The sequence below is a fragment of the Enterobacter sp. E14S genome, assembly GCF_055666685.1.
The window spans coordinates 296,132-313,749 of sequence record NZ_JBVODQ010000002.1; the positions used below are offsets into that span (position 1 = coordinate 296,132).

Below are 17,618 nucleotides of genomic sequence, written 5' to 3' on the forward strand. Positions count from 1 at the left end.
GTGAGGGCACCAGCCCGCACCGGACTTAAGCCAGCTGCTTCCGGCTAATCAACGGCCCGTCAATCTTCTTCATCGAGCGATCCAGCACTTCCTCAATCACCGACGACAGCTCGTTCAGCTCAAATTTCGCGACGTACCCGTCCGCCTTCACCTTGCGAATATGGTCTTCGTTGGCGTTGCCGGAAAGGGAAGAGTGGATCACCACCGGAATGTCCTTCAATATCGGGTCGGTTTTGATTTTGCGCGTCAGCGTAAAACCGTCCATCTCCGGCATTTCGAGGTCGGTCAGCACCAGAGCGATCTTATCGGTGATGGGAACCCCTTCAGCCTGCGCCTGTGCCGCCAGCACGCCAATTTTCTCCCACGCGTCTTTGCCGGTGATATGCAGCTGTGCCGGGATCTCCATGGCCTGCAGACCTTTCTCCAGCATCGAGCGCGCCACTTTGGAGTCTTCCGCGACGATGGCGACAGCGCCCGGTTTGATATGGAATTTGGTGGTCTTCAGGTTCGTGGCGTGCAGATCGTGATTGGCCGGGGTGATGTCATACAGGATCTGCTCAACGTCCAGCACCATCGCCAGATCGTTGGTATCGGTCTTCTCGTCAAGACACGCGATGCTGGTGATGTAGCGACCGCTGACGGCGGTTTCCGCCGCATGCACCTGCTTCCAGTCCAGACGCATGATGTTCTCAACCGATTCCACGGCAAACGCCTGCACGCTGCGCGCATACTCGGTGATCAGCAGGATGTTCAGCCCGGTGGTGGGCTTACAGCCCGCCACGGCGGCCAGGTCAATCACCGGGATCACCTGATCGCGAATATTCACCATTCCCATCAGCGGTGACTTCATCCCGGCGGGTCTTGTGAACTCCGGCATCGGCACAATTTCACGCAGCTTAAAGACGTTAATGCCAAACAGCTCGGATTTATTTTCGTTCAGAGAGGTGCCAAGACGGAACAGCAACAGTTCAAAACGGTTCGACAGGGTCAGATTCGCCCTGTCATCAATATCTTTCTGGAAATTATCCATTCTACCCTCGAGAGAAATGCTGACCTTTTAATCGTTATCGGCATCCTGAGGGAAAAATGAAGGACTAAACGCTAACCTGAGCGAAATCTTCGGCCAGCTCACATTCCGGGAACAGCGCGCGGCACTCTGCCAGCAGCTTTTCGCAGCCCCGCGCGTCGTAGCGCGAGCTGACGTGGGTGACGATGAGCCTCCCGACGCCCGCGTCACGGGCAAGCTGTGCCGCCTGACGCGTGGAGCTATGGCCCCGGCTGTTGGCTTTCTCTTCCATCGCCGTTTCAAGCGTCGCTTCATGCACCATGACGTCCACGCCCTGGGCCAGCGTGAGCGCCGCCGGGCACGGGGCCGTATCGCCAAAAATCGCCAGTTTTTTGCCGGGCTGCGGTGCGGCGAGATAATCCTGGCCGTTAATGACGCGTCCGTCCTCCAGCGTGACGGTCTCTCCGTGCTTCAGACGCTGGAACAGCGGCCCGGGTTTTACGCCGTCGGCCATCAGCGCGGCGGCATCCAGCGCGCCGGGTTTATCATGCGCATCAATACGGTAGCCATAGCACTCGACAGGATGATTGAGCGGTTGAGCGGTAACCCGATAATCCCCGTCATCAAAAACCAGGCCTTCGGCAATCTCAATGACCTCCAGCGGATAATCTGTCCATGACCCGCTCAGGCGCAGCGTAGTTTCGACAAATTCACGAATACCCGCTGGCCCGTAAATCGTCAGCGGGTTGGCGTTACCGGCCATCGAGCGGCTGCACAGCAGGCCGGGAAGGCCAAACAGGTGGTCGCCATGCAGATGGGTAATAAATATTTTATCCAGCTTGCCGGGGTGGTAAGCGGTGTGTAACAGCTGATGCTGCGTCCCTTCACCGCAGTCAAACAGCCACAGCCCGCCGCGGGTGGGATGCTTAAGATCCAGCAGGATCGCCGTCACGTTCCGTGAGCGGGTTGGCACGCCAGCGGACGTACCCAGAAAAATCAGTTCCATAACGCAATCAGCCCTTTGCCGAACGGGGAGGGGTTTAGTATAACGTGATGAACCCCAGGAAGGAGACTGACATGATCCAGTGGCAAGATTTACATCATAGCGAACTCACCGTTCATTCACTTTATGCCCTGCTGAAGCTGCGCTGCGAAGTGTTTGTTGTGGAACAGACCTGCCCGTATCAGGACATCGATGGGGATGACCTAGTCGGTGAGAACCGCCATATCCTCGGCTGGCGGGATAACGAGCTGGTGGCGTATGCGAGGATTCTGAAAAGCGAAGACGATTTTGAGCCTGTCGTCATTGGCCGCGTCATCATCAGCGGCAAGGCGCGCGGTGAAAAACTGCGCTATCAGCTGATGGAAAAAACGCTGGAGGCGTGCCGGAAACAGTGGCCGGACAAGGCGTTATACCTGGGCGCGCAGGCGCACCTTCAATCCTTTTACGGGCACTTTGGCTTTGCGCCAGTGACGGAGGTATACGATGAAGATGGCATTCCGCACGTCGGCATGGCGCGGGAAACGAAACAGGCGTAATGGCATCTCGTTGGCTATAGTTAGCGGACTGGTGTACTAACATGGAGAAAAATATGTCATTTCAATCCTGGGATACCCGTATCGACGACGACCTGGCCTTGCTGAGCGAAACGCTGGAAGAGGTGTTACGTTCCTCGGGCGACCCTGCCGATCAGAAATATATTGAGCTAAAAGCCCGCGCCGAGCAGGCGCTGCATGAAGTAAAAAACCGCGTCAGCCATGCGTCAGATACTTACTACTACCGTGCCAAAAAAGCGGTGTATCGTGCCGATGACTACGTGCATGAAAAACCGTGGCAGGGTATTGGGGTGGGTGCTACCGTTGGGCTGGTGCTGGGGCTGCTGTTAGCCCGTCGTTAATCCGCTTAACCACTCCCTATACGTGGGTACTGCTATTTATGGTCAGTACCCCGTATAATACAAGGTTTTAACAGGGAGAGGTTCGCGTGAATTCGATTTTCCTCGCGCTGGAGCAACTGCGTACCCAGCTATCGCAAGCGTTACCCGCAGCACCCGGCATACGTCATTTCGACGTCTCTTTCCCGTTAAACGACGCCTTCGATCCCCTCGCCTGGCTGGGCGAGCAGCAGTGTTATCCGCAGTTTTACTGGCAACAGCGTAACGGCGATGAAGAGCTGGCCGCGCTGGGGGCGGTCAACCAATTTTCCTCTCTGGCATTAGCCTCGCAGTTTTTGCGCGAGCAAAATGCGGCGCAAGATACTCGCATCTGCGGCCTGAACGCCTTTAATCCCGAACTGGGCAGCCTTTTTTTACCGCGACTGCTCTGGCGACGTACCGCCGGCAACGCCACGCTGCGCCTGCAGCTCTGGAGCGACCGCTCGCTTGTGGAGGATGCCCGCGCCGCGCTGGATTTTTTACAGCGGCTTCGTCCTGCCAAATCTATCCGTCCGCTCTCCGTGCAGGTTGAGCACGAAACCCATCAGCCGCAGCAGGCCGAATGGCTGAAGCTTATCCGCAGGGCGACGGAGACCATCGCGCGCGGTGAGTTTGAAAAAGTGGTTCTCGCCCGGGCAACCGATCTGCAGTTCACGCAGCGCGTTAACCCTGTCGCGCTGATGGCCGCCAGCCGCGCCCTCAATTTACATTGCTATCATTTCTGCATGGTATTCGACGCCAGCAACGCGTTTCTCGGCTCTACGCCCGAGCGTCTCTGGCGGCGGCGCGGCAAGCTGCTGCGCACCGAAGCGCTCGCTGGCACCGTCGCCAGCCATACCGATGATAGCCAGGCGCAGCGTCTCGGCGAGTGGCTGCTGAACGATGATAAAAACCAGCGCGAAAATATGCTGGTGGTGGAAGATATCTGCCAGCGTCTTCAGCGCTCTACGCAGACGCTTGAGGTACTGCCCCCCCAGGTGGTACGCCTGCGTAAGGTGCAGCATTTGCGCCGCTGTATCTGGACCGAGCTCAAACAGGCCGACGACGAGCAGTGTCTGCTCATGTTACAGCCGACCGCGGCCGTTGCCGGATTACCCCGACAGCCCGCGCGTGAGTTTATCCAGAAGGTTGAACCCTTTAACCGCGAGTGGTATGCCGGTTCGGCCGGGTACTTATCCCCCGAACAGAGTGAGTTCTGCGTGGCGCTGCGCTCCGCGCGCGTTCAGGAGGACTCCCTGCGGCTCTACGCCGGCGCCGGTATTGTCAGCGGATCTGACCCGGAGCAGGAGTGGCAGGAGATTGAAAACAAAGCCGCCGGATTGCGCTCTCTGCTCCTAAGGATTAATACAGATTCGCGCAATCCCGATTCATATCAAAATTCCAATTTTTTCTATTATTTATACTGTGTCGCATTCTTGATACCGGACAATCTCATGTCAGTAAGTTCTTTTAACCGACGCTGGGCGGCGGTGATCCTTGAAGCCCTGACGCGCCATGGCGTCAGGCACGTGTGTATTGCACCGGGTTCTCGCTCAACGCCGCTGACGCTAGCGGCCGCAGAAAACCGGGCGTTGATTCACCACACCCACTTTGATGAACGCGGCCTCGGCCATCTGGCGCTGGGTCTGGCGAAAGTCAGCAAAGAACCTGTGGCGGTGATCGTCACCTCCGGTACCGCCGTGGCGAACCTCTATCCGGCCCTGATAGAAGCCGGGTTAACGGGTGAAAGACTGATCTTACTGACGGCCGATCGTCCCCCTGAGCTTATCGACTGCGGTGCCAATCAGGCCATTCGCCAGCCGGGGCTCTTTTCTTCGCATCCTTCGCAGACGATTTCGTTACCGCGTCCCACCCAGGATATTCCGGCAAGCTGGCTGGTCTCCACTGTCGATCACGCCATGGAGACGTTGCGCAGCGGGGCGCTGCATATCAACTGCCCGTTTGCCGAGCCGCTCTACGGCGAGCTGGACGACACCGGTCTTGACTGGCAGCAGTCCCTCGGCGACTGGTGGCAGAGTGAAAAACCGTGGCTGCGCGAGCAGACGCATCTTGAGAGCGCGAAACAGCGCGACTGGTTCTTCTGGCGGCAGAAGCGCGGCGTGGTGATTGCCGGGCGCATGAGCGCCGCCGAAGGCAAGCTGGTTGCCGAATGGGCGCAAACCCTTGGCTGGCCGCTGATTGGCGATGTGCTTTCCCAGACCGGTCAGCCGCTGCCGTGCGCCGACCTTTGGCTGGGTAATGCGAAAGCGGTCACCGAACTGGCGCAGGCGCAGATTGTGGTCCAGCTTGGATCGAGTTTGACCGGCAAACGGTTACTTCAGTGGCAGGCCACCTGCACGCCGGAAGAGTACTGGCTGGTGGATTCGCTGGAAGGACGGCTTGACCCGGCGCACCACCGCGGGCGTCGTCTGGTCAGCAGTATCGACGCCTGGCTGACGCTTCATCCGGCTGAGAAACGCAAGCCCTGGGCGGTGGCTATACCGGACCTTTCGCGCCAGGCGTGGGAACTGACCAAAGCGCACTGTGAAGCGTTTAGCGAAGCCGGGCTGGCGCACCGCATTCGCCAGTACCTGCCTGAACAGGGGCAGCTGTTTGTCGGCAACAGCCTGGTCGTGCGGCTGATTGACGCTTTCTCGAAGCTGCCCGCGGGCTACCCGGTGTACAGCAACCGCGGTGCCAGCGGCATCGACGGGCTGATCTCTACGGCGGCGGGCGTGCAGCGCGCCAGCGCGAAATCGACGCTGGCGATCGTGGGCGATCTCTCCGCGCTCTACGATCTCAACGCGCTGGCGCTGCTGCGTCAGGCGTCAGCCCCGTTTGTGCTGATTGTGGTCAATAACAACGGCGGGCAGATTTTCTCCCTGTTGCCAACGCCTCAGAGCGAGCGCGAGCGCTTCTATCTGATGCCGCAGAACGTGCAGTTCGAACATGCCGCGGCGATGTTTAGCCTGAAATACCATCGCCCGGAAAGCTGGGAACAGCTGGACGCCGCGTTAAGCAGCGCCTGGAAACAGCCGGGCGCGACGCTGATTGAGCTGGTGGTGAACGAGGCTGACGGTGCGCAGGCCCTGCAAAGCCTGCTGGCGCAGGTGAGCCAGCTGTGATCCTCTCTGGCGTGCAGCAGGCTGGCAAACCGGGCTATCCCTGGCTGGTCTTTTTGCACGGTTTTTCCGGCGACTGCCGCGAGTGGCAGAGGGTCGGTACAGGGCTCAGCGATTATCCCCGGCTGTATCTGGATCTGCCGGGGCACGGCGGATCCCGGAATCTGGGCGTGACGGGGTTTGACGAGATGAGCACGTCGCTCACCCGAACCCTGCTTAGTTACAACATACTTAAATTCTGGCTCATCGGGTACTCCCTCGGCGGCCGCATTGCGATGTTCCATGCCAGCCAGCAGCCGAAGGGGCTGCTCGGGGTGATTGTTGAAGGTGGACATCCGGGCCTGCAGGATGCCGATGCGCGAAATGCGCGGCTGGCGTCCGACCGCCGCTGGGCAACGCGTTTTCGCACCGAACCGCTGGAGAAGGTGTTCGCTGACTGGTACCAACAGCCCGTGTTCGCCTCCCTTACGGACGCCCAGCGCGAGGCGCTGATTACCCTGCGTAGCCAGAACAACGGCGCGACGCTGGCGATGATGCTCGAGGCGACGTCGCTGGCCGTACAGCCAGATTTGCGTGCCGCGCTTAGCGCACGCGATTTCTCTTTTGACTATCTCTATGGCGAACGGGATGAGAAGTTCGCGGCCCTTGCCGCGGAAGTGAACGCCGTTCGCCATGCCATTCCAGACGCCGGACACAACGCCCACCGGGAAAACCCCGATGCGGTTATCGCGAGTCTGGCTCAGATACTGCGTTATCGAATAAAGGACACTCTATGATCTACCCTGATGAAAACATGCTTTACGCCCCGGTTGAATGGCAGGACTGCTCCGAAGGCTACACCGACATTCGCTACCACAAATCCACCGACGGCATTGCCAAAATCACCATCAACCGCCCGCAGGTGCGTAACGCCTTCCGTCCGCTGACTGTGAAAGAGATGATTCAGGCTCTGGCGGATGCGCGGTACGACGACAATATCGGCGTGATTGTTCTGACTGGCGAAGGCGATAAAGCGTTCTGCTCCGGCGGCGATCAGAAAGTGCGCGGCGACTACGGCGGATACCAGGACGATGCGGGTACGCACCACCTGAACGTCCTTGATTTCCAGCGCCAGATCCGCACCTGTCCGAAACCGGTAGTGGCAATGGTGGCGGGCTACTCAATCGGCGGCGGTCACGTGCTGCATATGATGTGCGATCTGACCATTGCCGCCGAGAACGCCATCTTCGGCCAGACCGGTCCGAAAGTGGGCTCCTTCGACGGCGGCTGGGGCGCCTCGTACATGGCGCGCATCGTCGGGCAGAAAAAAGCCCGCGAAATCTGGTTCCTGTGCCGTCAGTACAACGCCCAGGAAGCGCTGGATATGGGCCTGGTGAATACCGTGGTACCGATTGCCGATCTCGAAAAAGAGACCGTTCGCTGGTGCCGTGAAATGCTGCAAAACAGCCCGATGGCGCTGCGCTGCCTGAAGGCCGCTCTCAACGCCGACTGTGACGGTCAGGCGGGTCTGCAGGAGCTGGCGGGCAACGCCACCATGCTGTTCTACATGACCGAAGAGGGTCAGGAAGGGCGCAATGCGTTTAACGAAAAACGCCAGCCGGACTTCAGCAAATACAAACGGAACCCGTAATGCGTCGCGCGCAGGTTTACCGCTGGCAGATACCGATGGACGCGGGCGTGGTGCTGCGTGAACGGCGGTTAAAAACCCGTGACGGCTTCTTCGTGCATCTGCAGCAGGACGAGCGGGAAGGCTGGGGCGAGATTTCGCCGCTGCCGGGCTTTAGCCTGGAGTCGCTGGATGACGCGCAGTCTGTATTGCTGGCGTGGGCAGACGCGTGGCGTGACGGCGCGGATCCGGCGTTGCCGGACGTGCCTTCCGCGGCTTTTGGCATCAGCTGCGCGCTGGCGGAGCTGGACGGCAGCCTGCCTGAAGAGGCTAACTACCGCGCGGCACCGCTCTGTACGGGCGATCCTGACGAGCTGTTCGCGCTGCTCTCCGCCATGCCGGGCGAGAAAGTGGCGAAAATTAAAGTCGGTCTTTACGAGGCGGTGCGCGACGGCATGGTCGCTAACCTGCTGCTGGAGGCGATCCCCGACCTTCATCTGCGTCTTGACGCTAACCGCGCCTGGACGCCGCTCAAGGCGCAGCAGTTTGCAAAGTACGTCAACCCGGCGTACCGCAGCCGCATTGCCTTCCTCGAAGAACCGTGCAAAACCCGCGACGATTCGCGCGCGTTCGCCCGCGAAACGGGGATTGCCATCGCCTGGGATGAAAGCCTGCGCGAGGACGATTTTGAATTTGTCGCCGAGCCCGGCGTCAGCGCGGTGGTGATTAAACCAACGCTGACCGGCAGCCTGGCGAAGGTGCGAGAGCAGGTCGCGGCAGCGCACGCGCTGGGGCTGACGGCGGTCATCAGCTCGTCGATTGAGTCCAGCCTTGGGCTGACCCAGCTGGCGTGCATTGCCGCCTCGCTAACGCCGGATACGATCCCTGGCCTCGACACGCTGAACCTGATGCAGGCCCAGCTTATCCGCAGGTGGCCGGACAGCGCGCTGCCGTGCCTCAACGTCGCGGCGCTGGAGCCGTTGTTATGAGTTTTACCGACTGGCCGTGGCGGCACTGGCGCGCGCAGTTTGCTGATAAACCGGCCCTCAGGCTGAACGACGAGGTGCTCAGCTGGCAACAGCTGTGCGCCCGCGTCGACCGCCTTGCGGCAGAGTTTCACCTGCAGGGCGTGGAGGAGGGCAACGGCGTGCTGCTGCTGGCCCATAATCATCCGCAAACCCTGCTGGCGTGGCTCGCGCTGCTCCAGTGCGGGGCGCGCATTCTTCCCGTCAATCCGCAGCTGCCTCGCCCGCTTCTGGACGTGTTGCTCCCGCAGATGACGCTGCGCTTTGCGCTGGCGCTGGACGGTACCTGTGACGGTCTTCCTGCCCTGAGCATGCGCGAGCGCGCGGGGGAATATTGCGTTGCGTGGCAGCCGGCGCGTCTGGCGTCGATGACGCTAACCTCCGGCTCTACCGGGCTGCCGAAAGCGGCGGTGCATACCTGCGACGCCCATCTCGCCAGCGCGCGCGGCGTGCTGGCGCTGATGCCCTACGGCGAAGACGACGACTGGCTGCTTTCGCTGCCGCTGTTTCACGTTTCCGGCCAGGGGATTTTATGGCGCTGGCTGCAGGCCGGCGCGCGGTTAACCGTGCGCGAGAAACAGCCGCTGGCGCAGGCGCTGCGCGGCTGTACGCACGCTTCGCTGGTGCCGACCCAGCTCTGGCGTCTGCTTAATGCCCACCAGCCTGTTGCACTGAAAGCGGTGCTGCTGGGCGGGGCCGCCATTCCTGTTGAATTGACGCAGCAGGCGCGCGAGCAGGGAATTCGCACCTTCTGCGGCTACGGCCTGACCGAGTTTGCCTCTACCGTCTGCGCGAAAGCGGCGGACGGCGAGCTGGACGTAGGCTATGCGCTGCCGGGCAGAGAGGTGCAGGTAGTTAACGGTGAGGTCTGGATCCGGGCAGAGAGTATGGCCTCAGGCTACTGGCGGGACGGCGAATTGGTTCCGCTGACCAACGCGCAGGGATGGTTCGCTACCCGCGATCGCGGTGAATGGCATGACGGCCGCCTGACGATCCTGGGCCGCATGGACAACCTCTTTTTTAGCGGCGGAGAAGGGATCCAGCCGGAAAGCCTTGAGCGCGTTATCGCCCGCCATCCGCAGATTAACCAGGTGTTTATCGTCCCGCTGGACGACGCCGAGTTTGGACAGCGTCCGGTGGCGGTGGTGGAGTGCGAGCCGGGAATGGATATCACCTGTTTGCCTGACTGGGTGAAGGATAAAGTGGCGCGTTTTGAGCAACCCGTCCGCTGGCTGCTGTTGCCGACCGAACTCAAAAATGGCGGCATTAAAGTCTCGCGCCGCGCGTTGCAGCAGTGGGTGAACGCCTCGCTGAAGGGATAATAGCCGTTTCAAATAATTACAATCTACTGACCTGCCGCACGCAGAGTGCTTGATCCCCGGGAGACTCCGGTTAAAATCTCGCGGTTTTGGGACTTCTTTATAATAATTGTGTGGGATCACGACAATGAAAAAAGTGGCATTCGTGGGCTTCGGCCTGATGGTTGTATCTGCGGCGGCTAACGCCATCAGCATTAACGGCTCGGCGGGTCAGGATTATACCCACCTGGGCTTTGGCATGGGTACCGAGACTTCCGGCCTGGCGATGACCGGCGGCTGGACGCATAACGATGACGACGGCGACGCGGCCAGCCTCGGCCTGGGTCTGAACGTTCCTCTTGGCCCATTCCTGGCCACCGTCGGCGGTAAAGGTATCTACACCAACCCAAATGACGGTGACGAAGGGTACGCGGCGGCAGTGGGCGGCGGCCTGCAGTGGAAAATTGGCGACAGCTTCGGCCTGTTTGGTGAGTACTACTATTCGCCGGACTCCCTCTCAAGCGGTATCGAAAGCTATGAAGAGGCCAACGCCGGCGCGCGCTGGACCATCATGCGTCCGATTACCATCGAAGCGGGCTATCGCTATCTGAACCTGGCCGGTAAAGACGGCAACCGCGACAACGCGCTGGCCGACGGCCCGTACGTGGGCGTCAGCGCAGGCTTCTAATCACTCCGGCGCGGCGTTCTGTCGCGCCAGTTTCTCTCTTCTCCACCCCGCGTTTGCGCTATAGTGTTTTGACCAAATAAGCGGGAGAACATAATGATTAACGTGGAGATGTTATCCACCGGCGACGAAGTGCTGCATGGACAAATTATTGATACCAATGCTGCCTGGCTTGCCGATCTTTTCTTTGAGCAAGGATTACCGTTAACGCGCCGCAATACCGTGGGCGACAATCTTGAGTCGCTGGTCGCTATTCTGCGCGAGCGCAGCGAACACTGCGACGTGCTGATTGTGAATGGCGGACTCGGCCCCACCGGTGACGATCTCAGCGCGCTGGCCGCCGCGACCGCAAAAGGCGAAGGGCTGGTGCTGCACGAGGCGTGGCTTTCGCAGATGGAGCGCTTTTTTTCTGAACGTGGCCGCGTCATGGCCCCCAGCAACCGCAAACAGGCTGAAATTCCCGCCAGCGCCGAGCTGGTCGATAACCCGGTTGGTACCGCGTGCGGGTTTGCCATGCAGCTGAACCGCTGCCTGATGTTCTTCACGCCGGGCGTGCCCTCAGAATTTAAAGTGATGGTCGAGCAGCAGATCCTGCCGCGCCTTCGCGATCGTTTTACCCTGCCTGAACCGCCGCTTTGCCTGCGTCTGACCACCTTTGGCCGCTCGGAAAGCGATCTGGCCCAGAGCCTTGACACTCTCCCGCTGCCGCCGGGCGTCTCCATGGGCTACCGCTCCTCCATGCCGATCATTGAACTCAAGCTGACAGGTCCGGCCGAACAGAAAGAGGCGATGCTGGCCCTGTGGCCCGAGGTGCAGCGCGTGGCGGGCGAAAGCCTGATCTTTGAAGGGACGGAAGGGCTGCCCGCGCAGATTGCGACGCATCTGCAGTCGCGTCAGCTGAGCGTGACCTTAAGCGAGCAGTTCACCGGTGGCCTGCTGGCGCTGCAGCTGTCGCGCGTCAACGCGCCGCTGCTGGCCAGCGAAGTGGTGCCTTTCCAGCAGGAGTCCCTGGCGCAAACCGCCCGCTGGGCTTCCGAGAGAAGGGTGAAGCATTTTGCCGGTCTGGCGCTGTTTGTCGGGGGGCTGGACGAGGAACACCTTAACTTCGCGCTGGCAACGCCGGAAGGCACCTGGGCCCTGCGGGTAAAAATGAGCATCACCCGCCACAGCCTGGCGGTGCGTCAGGAGGTTTGTGCGATGATGGCGCTGAACATGCTGCGCCGCTGGCTGAATGGCAAAGAGGTTGCCAGCGAGCACGGCTGGATTAACGTTGTCGAGTCGCTGTTCATCGAGTAAAACCTGTGCCGGGGCGTTTCGCCCCGGCCGTGTTCAGCCCAGCGCCTTCGCCAGCAGGGTGACTGGATGTTCGCAGCGCTTGCTGGTGGACATCTCAATCTGCCACTTGCAGGTTTCGCAGTCCGTTACCACGATATCCGCGCCGCTCTCTTCAATCTGACGGAACAGCGGGGCGCCAATCGCCTGCGACGTTTCGTAGTTTTCACGCTTAAAGCCGTAGGTTCCCGCAATCCCGCAGCAGCGCGAATCCAGCACCGTCAGCTCCAGGCCCGGAATTAACCGCAGCAGCTCAAGCGTATAGAGCGACCAGCCCATTTTCTCCATATGACACGGCGTGTGATACACCACTTTCAGGGGCAATTTCCCCAGCGGCAACGTCTGCCCGCTATCGAGCTTGCGCCACAGGAAGCGTGTCGCCAGCTCGATGTGCTCGCGCAGGCCGGTATTATCCACGTCCAGCAGATGCGGGTACTCATCGCGCAGGGTGAAGGTACAGGTGGACGAGGTCGCCAGCACCGGAATACCTTTATCGACAATCGCTTCGCGCAGTGACGTGACATTGCTCTGAGCCTGCCTGCGCGCTTTATCGGTAAACCCGTTGGCGATCAGCGGTACGCCGCAGCACTTCTCTTTGTTCAGTAGCTGAACGCCCGTTCCCATGGCGTTCAGCACCTTCAGCAGATCTTTACCCAGCTGCGGGTGGTTGTAGTTCACATAGCAGCCGTGGAAAAAGGCCACCTGGTCGGCGTACTGCGCCTGCTCCGCCGCGACGGATTTGTACCAGCGGCGGAAGGTGCCGTGAGAATATTTCGGCAGGCTGCGGTGATGGTCTATCTTCAGCGTGGCATCCAGCAGCTGGCGCACCGGTTTGAGAGAGGTCGCGGCATTCACGATGGGGGCAAAGGGCGTCGAGACGCTGCCCATCAGATCGGTATGGCTCAGAATAGCGTCACGCAGCGTCGGCTTTTGCGTGCTGTAGCGCGCCCGGGCGCGCTGGATGATATCGCCGATTTTAACATCCGACGGGCAGGCGACTTCGCAGCGTTTGCAGTTGATGCAGTATTTCAGCGCCTCGTCGTACAGCTTGCCGTCCTTCAGGCGCAGACGCTCGCCGTCCGGTCCGGCCTGCTTTGGTCCGGGATAGCGTGGGTTCACGCCGCTCACCGGGCAGACGGTGGTACACACCGTGCATTTAATGCAGCTTTCAAAACGGGTATCGTTCATTGTTCAGCCTCCGTGCGCTGGCTAATCTGCTCTGCCACATACAGCGCCGTGACGGCGCAGACCCCGCCACCGCATCCCTGGGCAATCGGATCGTACCCGCCCAGCAGCGAGCCGATGGCAAAAAGATTACTGACGGGCTTACCGGAAAGTTGCGGATGCAGCTGGTTATCGACAATCACGCCGAACTGCTGCCAGGGCTGCGGCGAGAAGAAATCACTTTGATACCAGTCCGCGCGGGAGGCTCGCTGGCGAACATCGAGCCCCATAATGGCTTCCCGGATGCCCTCCCGGCTGCTCAGCAGCCCGTTGCTGAAGAAGCTGCCGCTTGCCAGCACCGTAAAGCGCGCGCGAAGCGGAATATCGTCGTGGTTGCGCGTCCAGATTTCGCTCACCGCGCCGTCGGTCAGGGTGATTTTTTTCACCTCATCACCCGCCATCCACACGCCGCCCTGCGCGACAAACTGGCGCTGGAGCTGGGTATGCAGGCGAATGCCGGGGACGGAAGGGGGCAGGGTTGGCAGCAGGCCGAGCGAGCAGGGCAGACGATCCGAGAGCCAGCGCCAGAGCCGGTTGTCGCGTAAACCAAAGCAGGCGGGCATCAGCAGGGCGTCACAGCCGTCGCTGAGCGGTCTGAGTGCGTCATACAGCAGCGGCCATTTGTCCTCGTTATCCAGAAAACGGGCGATATTCACCGCGCGAAATTCGCTCGGGTTGTCGCGCAGGACATCAAGCTCAGGCAGCTCTATCTCTGCCGTTTCGGCATTGACGCCCTGGCGACAGAGCGACGCTGCCGCGAGATGGGGCTGAAAATCCAGAAAGCCGCTAATGCCCACGACCCGCACGCGCGCGGCGTTGAAGGGAGCAACGGGCACTTCTTCCGGGCTGAGCCAGGCAGAGCGCAGGGTGCCGAGCGGCGTGACGCGCTGGTGATTGAACCGGGCGCTTCCCTTCAGACGCGCGCCGCAGTCCGCCAGCAGCGCTTCGGTTTCCAGCGCAAAGCGGTCAATATGCTGGGCGCCAATCAGGTGATACGGATGCTCCGGCGGCAGCTTATCGCGGTACGCTTCGTCCACCAGATCCAGCGAGCCCGACGAGAAGTGCAGGGCGCTCTGGCCCCGGGTGATAATGGCGCAGCGCAGCCCCTGCTTCGTGAGCTTGATGCCGCAGAGCAGGCCTGCCAGCCCGCCGCCGACGATTACGGTATCAAATTTCATCGCGTTGCTCCTTCTCAAGACCGCAAAGCCCCTGGTAGACCCAGCGGGTAAATTCGCTTTCGCGCAGGGCATCGCCCCAGGCGACAGGCTGAATGCCTTTCCAGCGCTCGTTTAAAAACGCGCTGAGCTGATCCAGCGACTGGGTGGCGGTGGTGGTATGAAAACGCTGCAGCAGCCCGGCGGCACGACAGGCGCACAGCTCGCCCTGACAGGTCCCCATTCCCACGCGGGTGCGGCGACGAAGATCCAGCAGGCTTGTGACCGTCAGGCTCTCCACCGCGTACTGCACCTCACCGGCGGTGACGGCTTCGCACTCGCACACCAGGCTGCGGCTCAGGCGTCCTTCACCGAGCCACTGCGGCGTTCTGTCGCCGTGGCGGTAAATAGCGGATCCGCGCAGCGGCGCGGGCAGGGAGATGATTTTTTGCAGCGTTTTTTCGGTGGACTGCCGCGAGCCGGGCAGGGGGTGTTCTGCCGTCACGCACTGTTCGGTATTGCCCAGCTTGCGGCAGACGGCATCGGTCGCCCACTCGGCCATCAGGCGGTAGGTCATCAGCTTGCCGCCGGTGATAGTGATAAACCCGTCCATGCCGTCGCGCTCGGCGTGATCGAGCAGTACGATGCCCCGGCTGACGTTACGTCCGCTCGGGTCGTTGTCGCTGGCGACCAGCGGACGCACGCCCGCGTAGGCGCGCAGAATACGCGTCTGCGCCATCACCGGGGCCAGTTTTTCCCCTTCGCGCAGCAGGACGTCGACCTCTTCGGCGGTCACGCGGTTGTAGTCAATCTCGCTGTAGTCGACGTGGGTTGAGGTGGTACCGATTAACGAAATGGTGTCGCCCGGGACGAGGATATCGGCATCAGACGGTTTGCGGCAGCGGTTGATCACGTGGTTATTGATGCGGTGGTCGAGGATCAGCAGCGAGCCTTTCGCCGGGAACATGCGCACCGACAGGTCCGCGTATTCCGCGATGCGCTGCCCCCAGATCCCCGCCGCGTTGACCACCACGGCGGCATACAGCTCGCTGTGTTCGTTGTACTGCGTATCAAGGATCCGCACGCCGCAGATGCGATGACCTTCCCGGATAAGCCCGGTCACTTTGTGCCCGGTCAGAATGTTCGCACCATGCTCGCGGGCGTCCAGCATATTGGCGGCGGTCAGGCGGAAGGGGTCAACGGTGCCGTCAGGCACTTTCACCGCGCCGATAAGCGCCGGGTTAACCGACGGTTCCAGCCGCCGCGCCAGCGCCGGGTCCATGGCCTCAGCCTGAATGCCTGCTGCAGTGCAGGCGGTAATAAAGGTGTCCTGAAAGGCGAGGTCATCTTCGGGAAGAGTAATAAAGAGGCCGTCGGTCGGCTCAATGCAGTGGCGGGCGATACGCTTGAGGATTTGGTTTTCAGCAATACATTCGCGTGCGGATTCACCGTCGGTAACCGCGTACCGCGCGCCGCTGTGCAGCAGGCCGTGGTTACGCCCGGTTGCGCCCGTGGCGATGTCGTGGCGCTCCAGCAGCGTGACGCTTAAGCCGCGAAGGGCGCAGTCGCGTGCGATCCCGGCGCCGGTTGCGCCACCGCCAATGATTATCACATCGCTGTAGCGAGGATCGTGAATGGTCATTGTTTACCCTCTATGTTCGTTTTTTTATCATTTAGCCATATCAATAGTGTGGTTTGTTTGATTTCGAACATAAACGCGCGAAATTCGAAAGTGAAACGTGATTTCATGCGCTTTTTTGCGCATTCTGTCATATTTCTGTAACAATCTGTGCGTTGATTCACAGTAACAATCACCGTGATTTCTTAACATCCCCGCCTCTGGAATTCGGGTGCGAGCCACCTGCTCATTCAATTCAAGGCCACGGAGGCTGTTATGCTCAGTATCTTCAAACCTGCGCCGCATCGGGCGCGTCTGCCAGAGGCAGAAATTGATCCGCTATACCGCCGCCTGCGCTGGCAAATTTTCCTGGGGATCTTCTTCGGGTACGCGGCGTACTATCTTGTACGTAAAAACTTCGCGCTCGCCATGCCGTATCTGGTGGAGCAGGGCTTCTCCCGCGGCGATCTGGGGTTCGCGCTGTCGGGGATCTCAATCGCCTACGGTTTTTCCAAATTCATCATGGGTTCCGTGTCGGATCGCTCGAATCCGCGCGTGTTCCTGCCCGCCGGCCTGATCCTCGCGGCCGCGGTCATGTTGTTCATGGGCTTTGTGCCGTGGGCAACGTCCAGTATTGCGATTATGTTCGTGCTGCTGTTCCTCTGCGGCTGGTTCCAGGGGATGGGGTGGCCGCCGTGCGGACGCACATGGTGCACTGGTGGTCGCAGAAGGAGCGCGGCGGCATCGTGTCGGTATGGAACTGCGCGCATAACGTGGGTGGCGGTATTCCGCCGCTGCTGTTCCTGCTGGGGATGGCCTGGTTCAACGACTGGCACGCCGCGCTGTATATGCCTGCCTTTGGCGCCATCGTCGTGGCGATTTTCGCTTTCGCGCTGATGCGCGATACGCCTCAGTCCTGCGGCCTGCCGCCGATTGAAGAGTACAAAAACGACTATCCGGATGATTACAGCAAGGAGCACGAAGAAGAGCTGACCGCAAAGCAGATCTTCATGAAGTACGTCCTGCCGAACAAGCTGCTGTGGTACATCGCGGTGGCGAACGTGTTCGTTTACCTGCTTCGCTACGGCATCCTGGACTGGTCCCCGACCTACCTGAAAGAGGTGAAGCACTTCGCGCTGGATAAATCCTCCTGGGCCTATTTCCTGTATGAATATGCCGGGATCCCGGGCACGCTGCTTTGCGGCTGGATGTCGGACAAGGTGTTTAAAGGTAACCGCGGGGCGACGGGCGTCTTCTTTATGACCCTGGTGACCATCGCGACCGTCGTGTACTGGCTCAACCCGCCGGGTAACCCATCAGTAGACATGGCCTGCATGATCGTCATCGGCTTCCTGATTTACGGTCCGGTAATGCTGATCGGTCTGCACGCGCTGGAGCTGGCGCCGAAAAAAGCGGCAGGCACGGCGGCAGGCTTTACCGGTCTGTTCGGCTACCTCGGCGGTTCGGTCGCGGCGAGCGCCATCGTGGGCTACACCGTTGACTTCTTCGGCTGGGACGGCGGCTTTATGGTGATGATCGGCGGTAGCGTGCTGGCGGTACTGCTGCTCATTGTGGTCATGATCGGTGAGAAACGTCACCACGCGGAAGTGCTGGCGCGTCGTCAATAAGGAGCAT

The 17,618-nt window shown here is 60.5% G+C and carries 14 protein-coding genes and 2 pseudogenes; 11 read left to right on the top strand and 5 right to left on the bottom strand.

All coding sequences use genetic code 11. The annotated features are described in order from the left end of the window. Window positions 1-25: 25 nt before the first annotated feature. Together ACZ6J2_RS06610 and rbn are read right to left on the bottom strand one after the other, a co-directional pair. Window positions 26-1,030 (bottom strand): chemotaxis protein, encoded by a 1,005-nt coding sequence (locus ACZ6J2_RS06610; RefSeq protein WP_471725221.1) that lies wholly within the window; start codon window positions 1,028-1,030, stop codon window positions 26-28. A gap of 64 nt (window positions 1,031-1,094) precedes the next feature. After that, entirely contained in the window at window positions 1,095-2,012 is a 918-nt protein-coding gene (gene rbn / locus ACZ6J2_RS06615) for a ribonuclease BN (protein ID WP_045888613.1), read from the bottom strand. A gap of 71 nt (window positions 2,013-2,083) precedes the next feature. Between rbn and ACZ6J2_RS06620 the strand changes: the two genes are divergently transcribed. From ACZ6J2_RS06620 to ACZ6J2_RS06665, 10 genes and pseudogenes are all read left to right on the top strand, one after another. Beyond that, a complete protein-coding gene (locus ACZ6J2_RS06620) occupies window positions 2,084-2,545 on the top strand; it encodes a GNAT family N-acetyltransferase (protein ID WP_471725222.1) in 462 nt (153 codons plus the stop codon). A 53-nt stretch (window positions 2,546-2,598) separates the two neighbouring features. Then, window positions 2,599-2,904, top strand: coding sequence for a stress response protein ElaB (elaB, locus tag ACZ6J2_RS06625; RefSeq protein WP_471725223.1), 306 nt, complete (start codon window positions 2,599-2,601; stop codon window positions 2,902-2,904). Window positions 2,905-2,990: 86 nt separating this feature from the next. Continuing rightward, window positions 2,991-4,265, top strand: a pseudogene (gene menF, locus ACZ6J2_RS06630) (isochorismate synthase MenF); the annotation flags it as partial. 108 nt (window positions 4,266-4,373) lie between these two features. After that, window positions 4,374-6,044 carry a 2-succinyl-5-enolpyruvyl-6-hydroxy-3-cyclohexene-1-carboxylic-acid synthase gene (gene menD, locus ACZ6J2_RS06635; protein WP_048975386.1) on the top strand — a complete coding sequence of 557 codons (1,671 nt, stop codon included), beginning with the start codon at window positions 4,374-4,376 and terminating at the stop codon, window positions 6,042-6,044. Then, on the top strand, window positions 6,041-6,817 hold the full coding sequence (gene menH, locus ACZ6J2_RS06640; RefSeq protein ID WP_471725224.1) for a 2-succinyl-6-hydroxy-2,4-cyclohexadiene-1-carboxylate synthase: 777 nt from the start codon (window positions 6,041-6,043) through the stop codon (window positions 6,815-6,817). Before menD ends, menH begins: the two co-directional genes overlap by 4 nt. Beyond that, entirely contained in the window at window positions 6,814-7,671 is an 858-nt protein-coding gene (menB, locus tag ACZ6J2_RS06645) for a 1,4-dihydroxy-2-naphthoyl-CoA synthase (protein ID WP_023312524.1), read from the top strand. Before menH ends, menB begins: the two co-directional genes overlap by 4 nt. Next, a complete protein-coding gene (gene menC / locus ACZ6J2_RS06650; protein ID WP_471725225.1) occupies window positions 7,671-8,636 on the top strand; it encodes an o-succinylbenzoate synthase in 966 nt (321 codons plus the stop codon). The genes menB and menC overlap by 1 nt, the downstream gene beginning before the upstream one ends. Continuing rightward, window positions 8,633-9,994 (top strand): o-succinylbenzoate--CoA ligase, encoded by a 1,362-nt coding sequence (menE, locus tag ACZ6J2_RS06655; protein ID WP_471725226.1) that lies wholly within the window; start codon window positions 8,633-8,635, stop codon window positions 9,992-9,994. The genes menC and menE overlap by 4 nt, the downstream gene beginning before the upstream one ends. Before the next feature lie 124 nt (window positions 9,995-10,118). Further along, entirely contained in the window at window positions 10,119-10,658 is a 540-nt protein-coding gene (locus ACZ6J2_RS06660) for a YfaZ family outer membrane protein (RefSeq protein ID WP_045354282.1), read from the top strand. 93 nt (window positions 10,659-10,751) lie between these two features. Continuing rightward, window positions 10,752-11,951, top strand: a complete 1,200-nt coding sequence (locus ACZ6J2_RS06665) for a nicotinamide mononucleotide deamidase-related protein YfaY (RefSeq protein ID WP_471725227.1) — start codon at window positions 10,752-10,754, stop codon at window positions 11,949-11,951. Window positions 11,952-11,984: 33 nt separating this feature from the next. Here ACZ6J2_RS06665 and glpC read toward each other — a convergent pair whose 3' ends face one another. Genes glpC through glpA form a run of 3 tightly spaced genes read right to left on the bottom strand, consistent with a single transcriptional unit; the run spans window position 11,985 to window position 16,007 of the window. Then, the gene (gene glpC / locus ACZ6J2_RS06670; protein ID WP_069303107.1) at window positions 11,985-13,175 is read right to left on the bottom strand and encodes an anaerobic glycerol-3-phosphate dehydrogenase subunit GlpC; all 1,191 of its coding nucleotides are present in this window, start codon (window positions 13,173-13,175) and stop codon (window positions 11,985-11,987) included. Beyond that, window positions 13,172-14,389, bottom strand: coding sequence for a glycerol-3-phosphate dehydrogenase subunit GlpB (glpB, locus tag ACZ6J2_RS06675; RefSeq protein ID WP_219939961.1), 1,218 nt, complete (start codon window positions 14,387-14,389; stop codon window positions 13,172-13,174). Before glpB ends, glpC begins: the two co-directional genes overlap by 4 nt. Continuing rightward, window positions 14,379-16,007, bottom strand: a complete 1,629-nt coding sequence (gene glpA, locus ACZ6J2_RS06680; RefSeq protein ID WP_471725228.1) for an anaerobic glycerol-3-phosphate dehydrogenase subunit A — start codon at window positions 16,005-16,007, stop codon at window positions 14,379-14,381. The genes glpB and glpA overlap by 11 nt, the downstream gene beginning before the upstream one ends. 405 nt (window positions 16,008-16,412) lie before the next feature. Here glpA and glpT point away from each other — a divergent pair. After that, window positions 16,413-17,611 (top strand): annotated as a pseudogene (gene glpT / locus ACZ6J2_RS06685) (glycerol-3-phosphate transporter). Window positions 17,612-17,618: the final 7 nt, after the last annotated feature.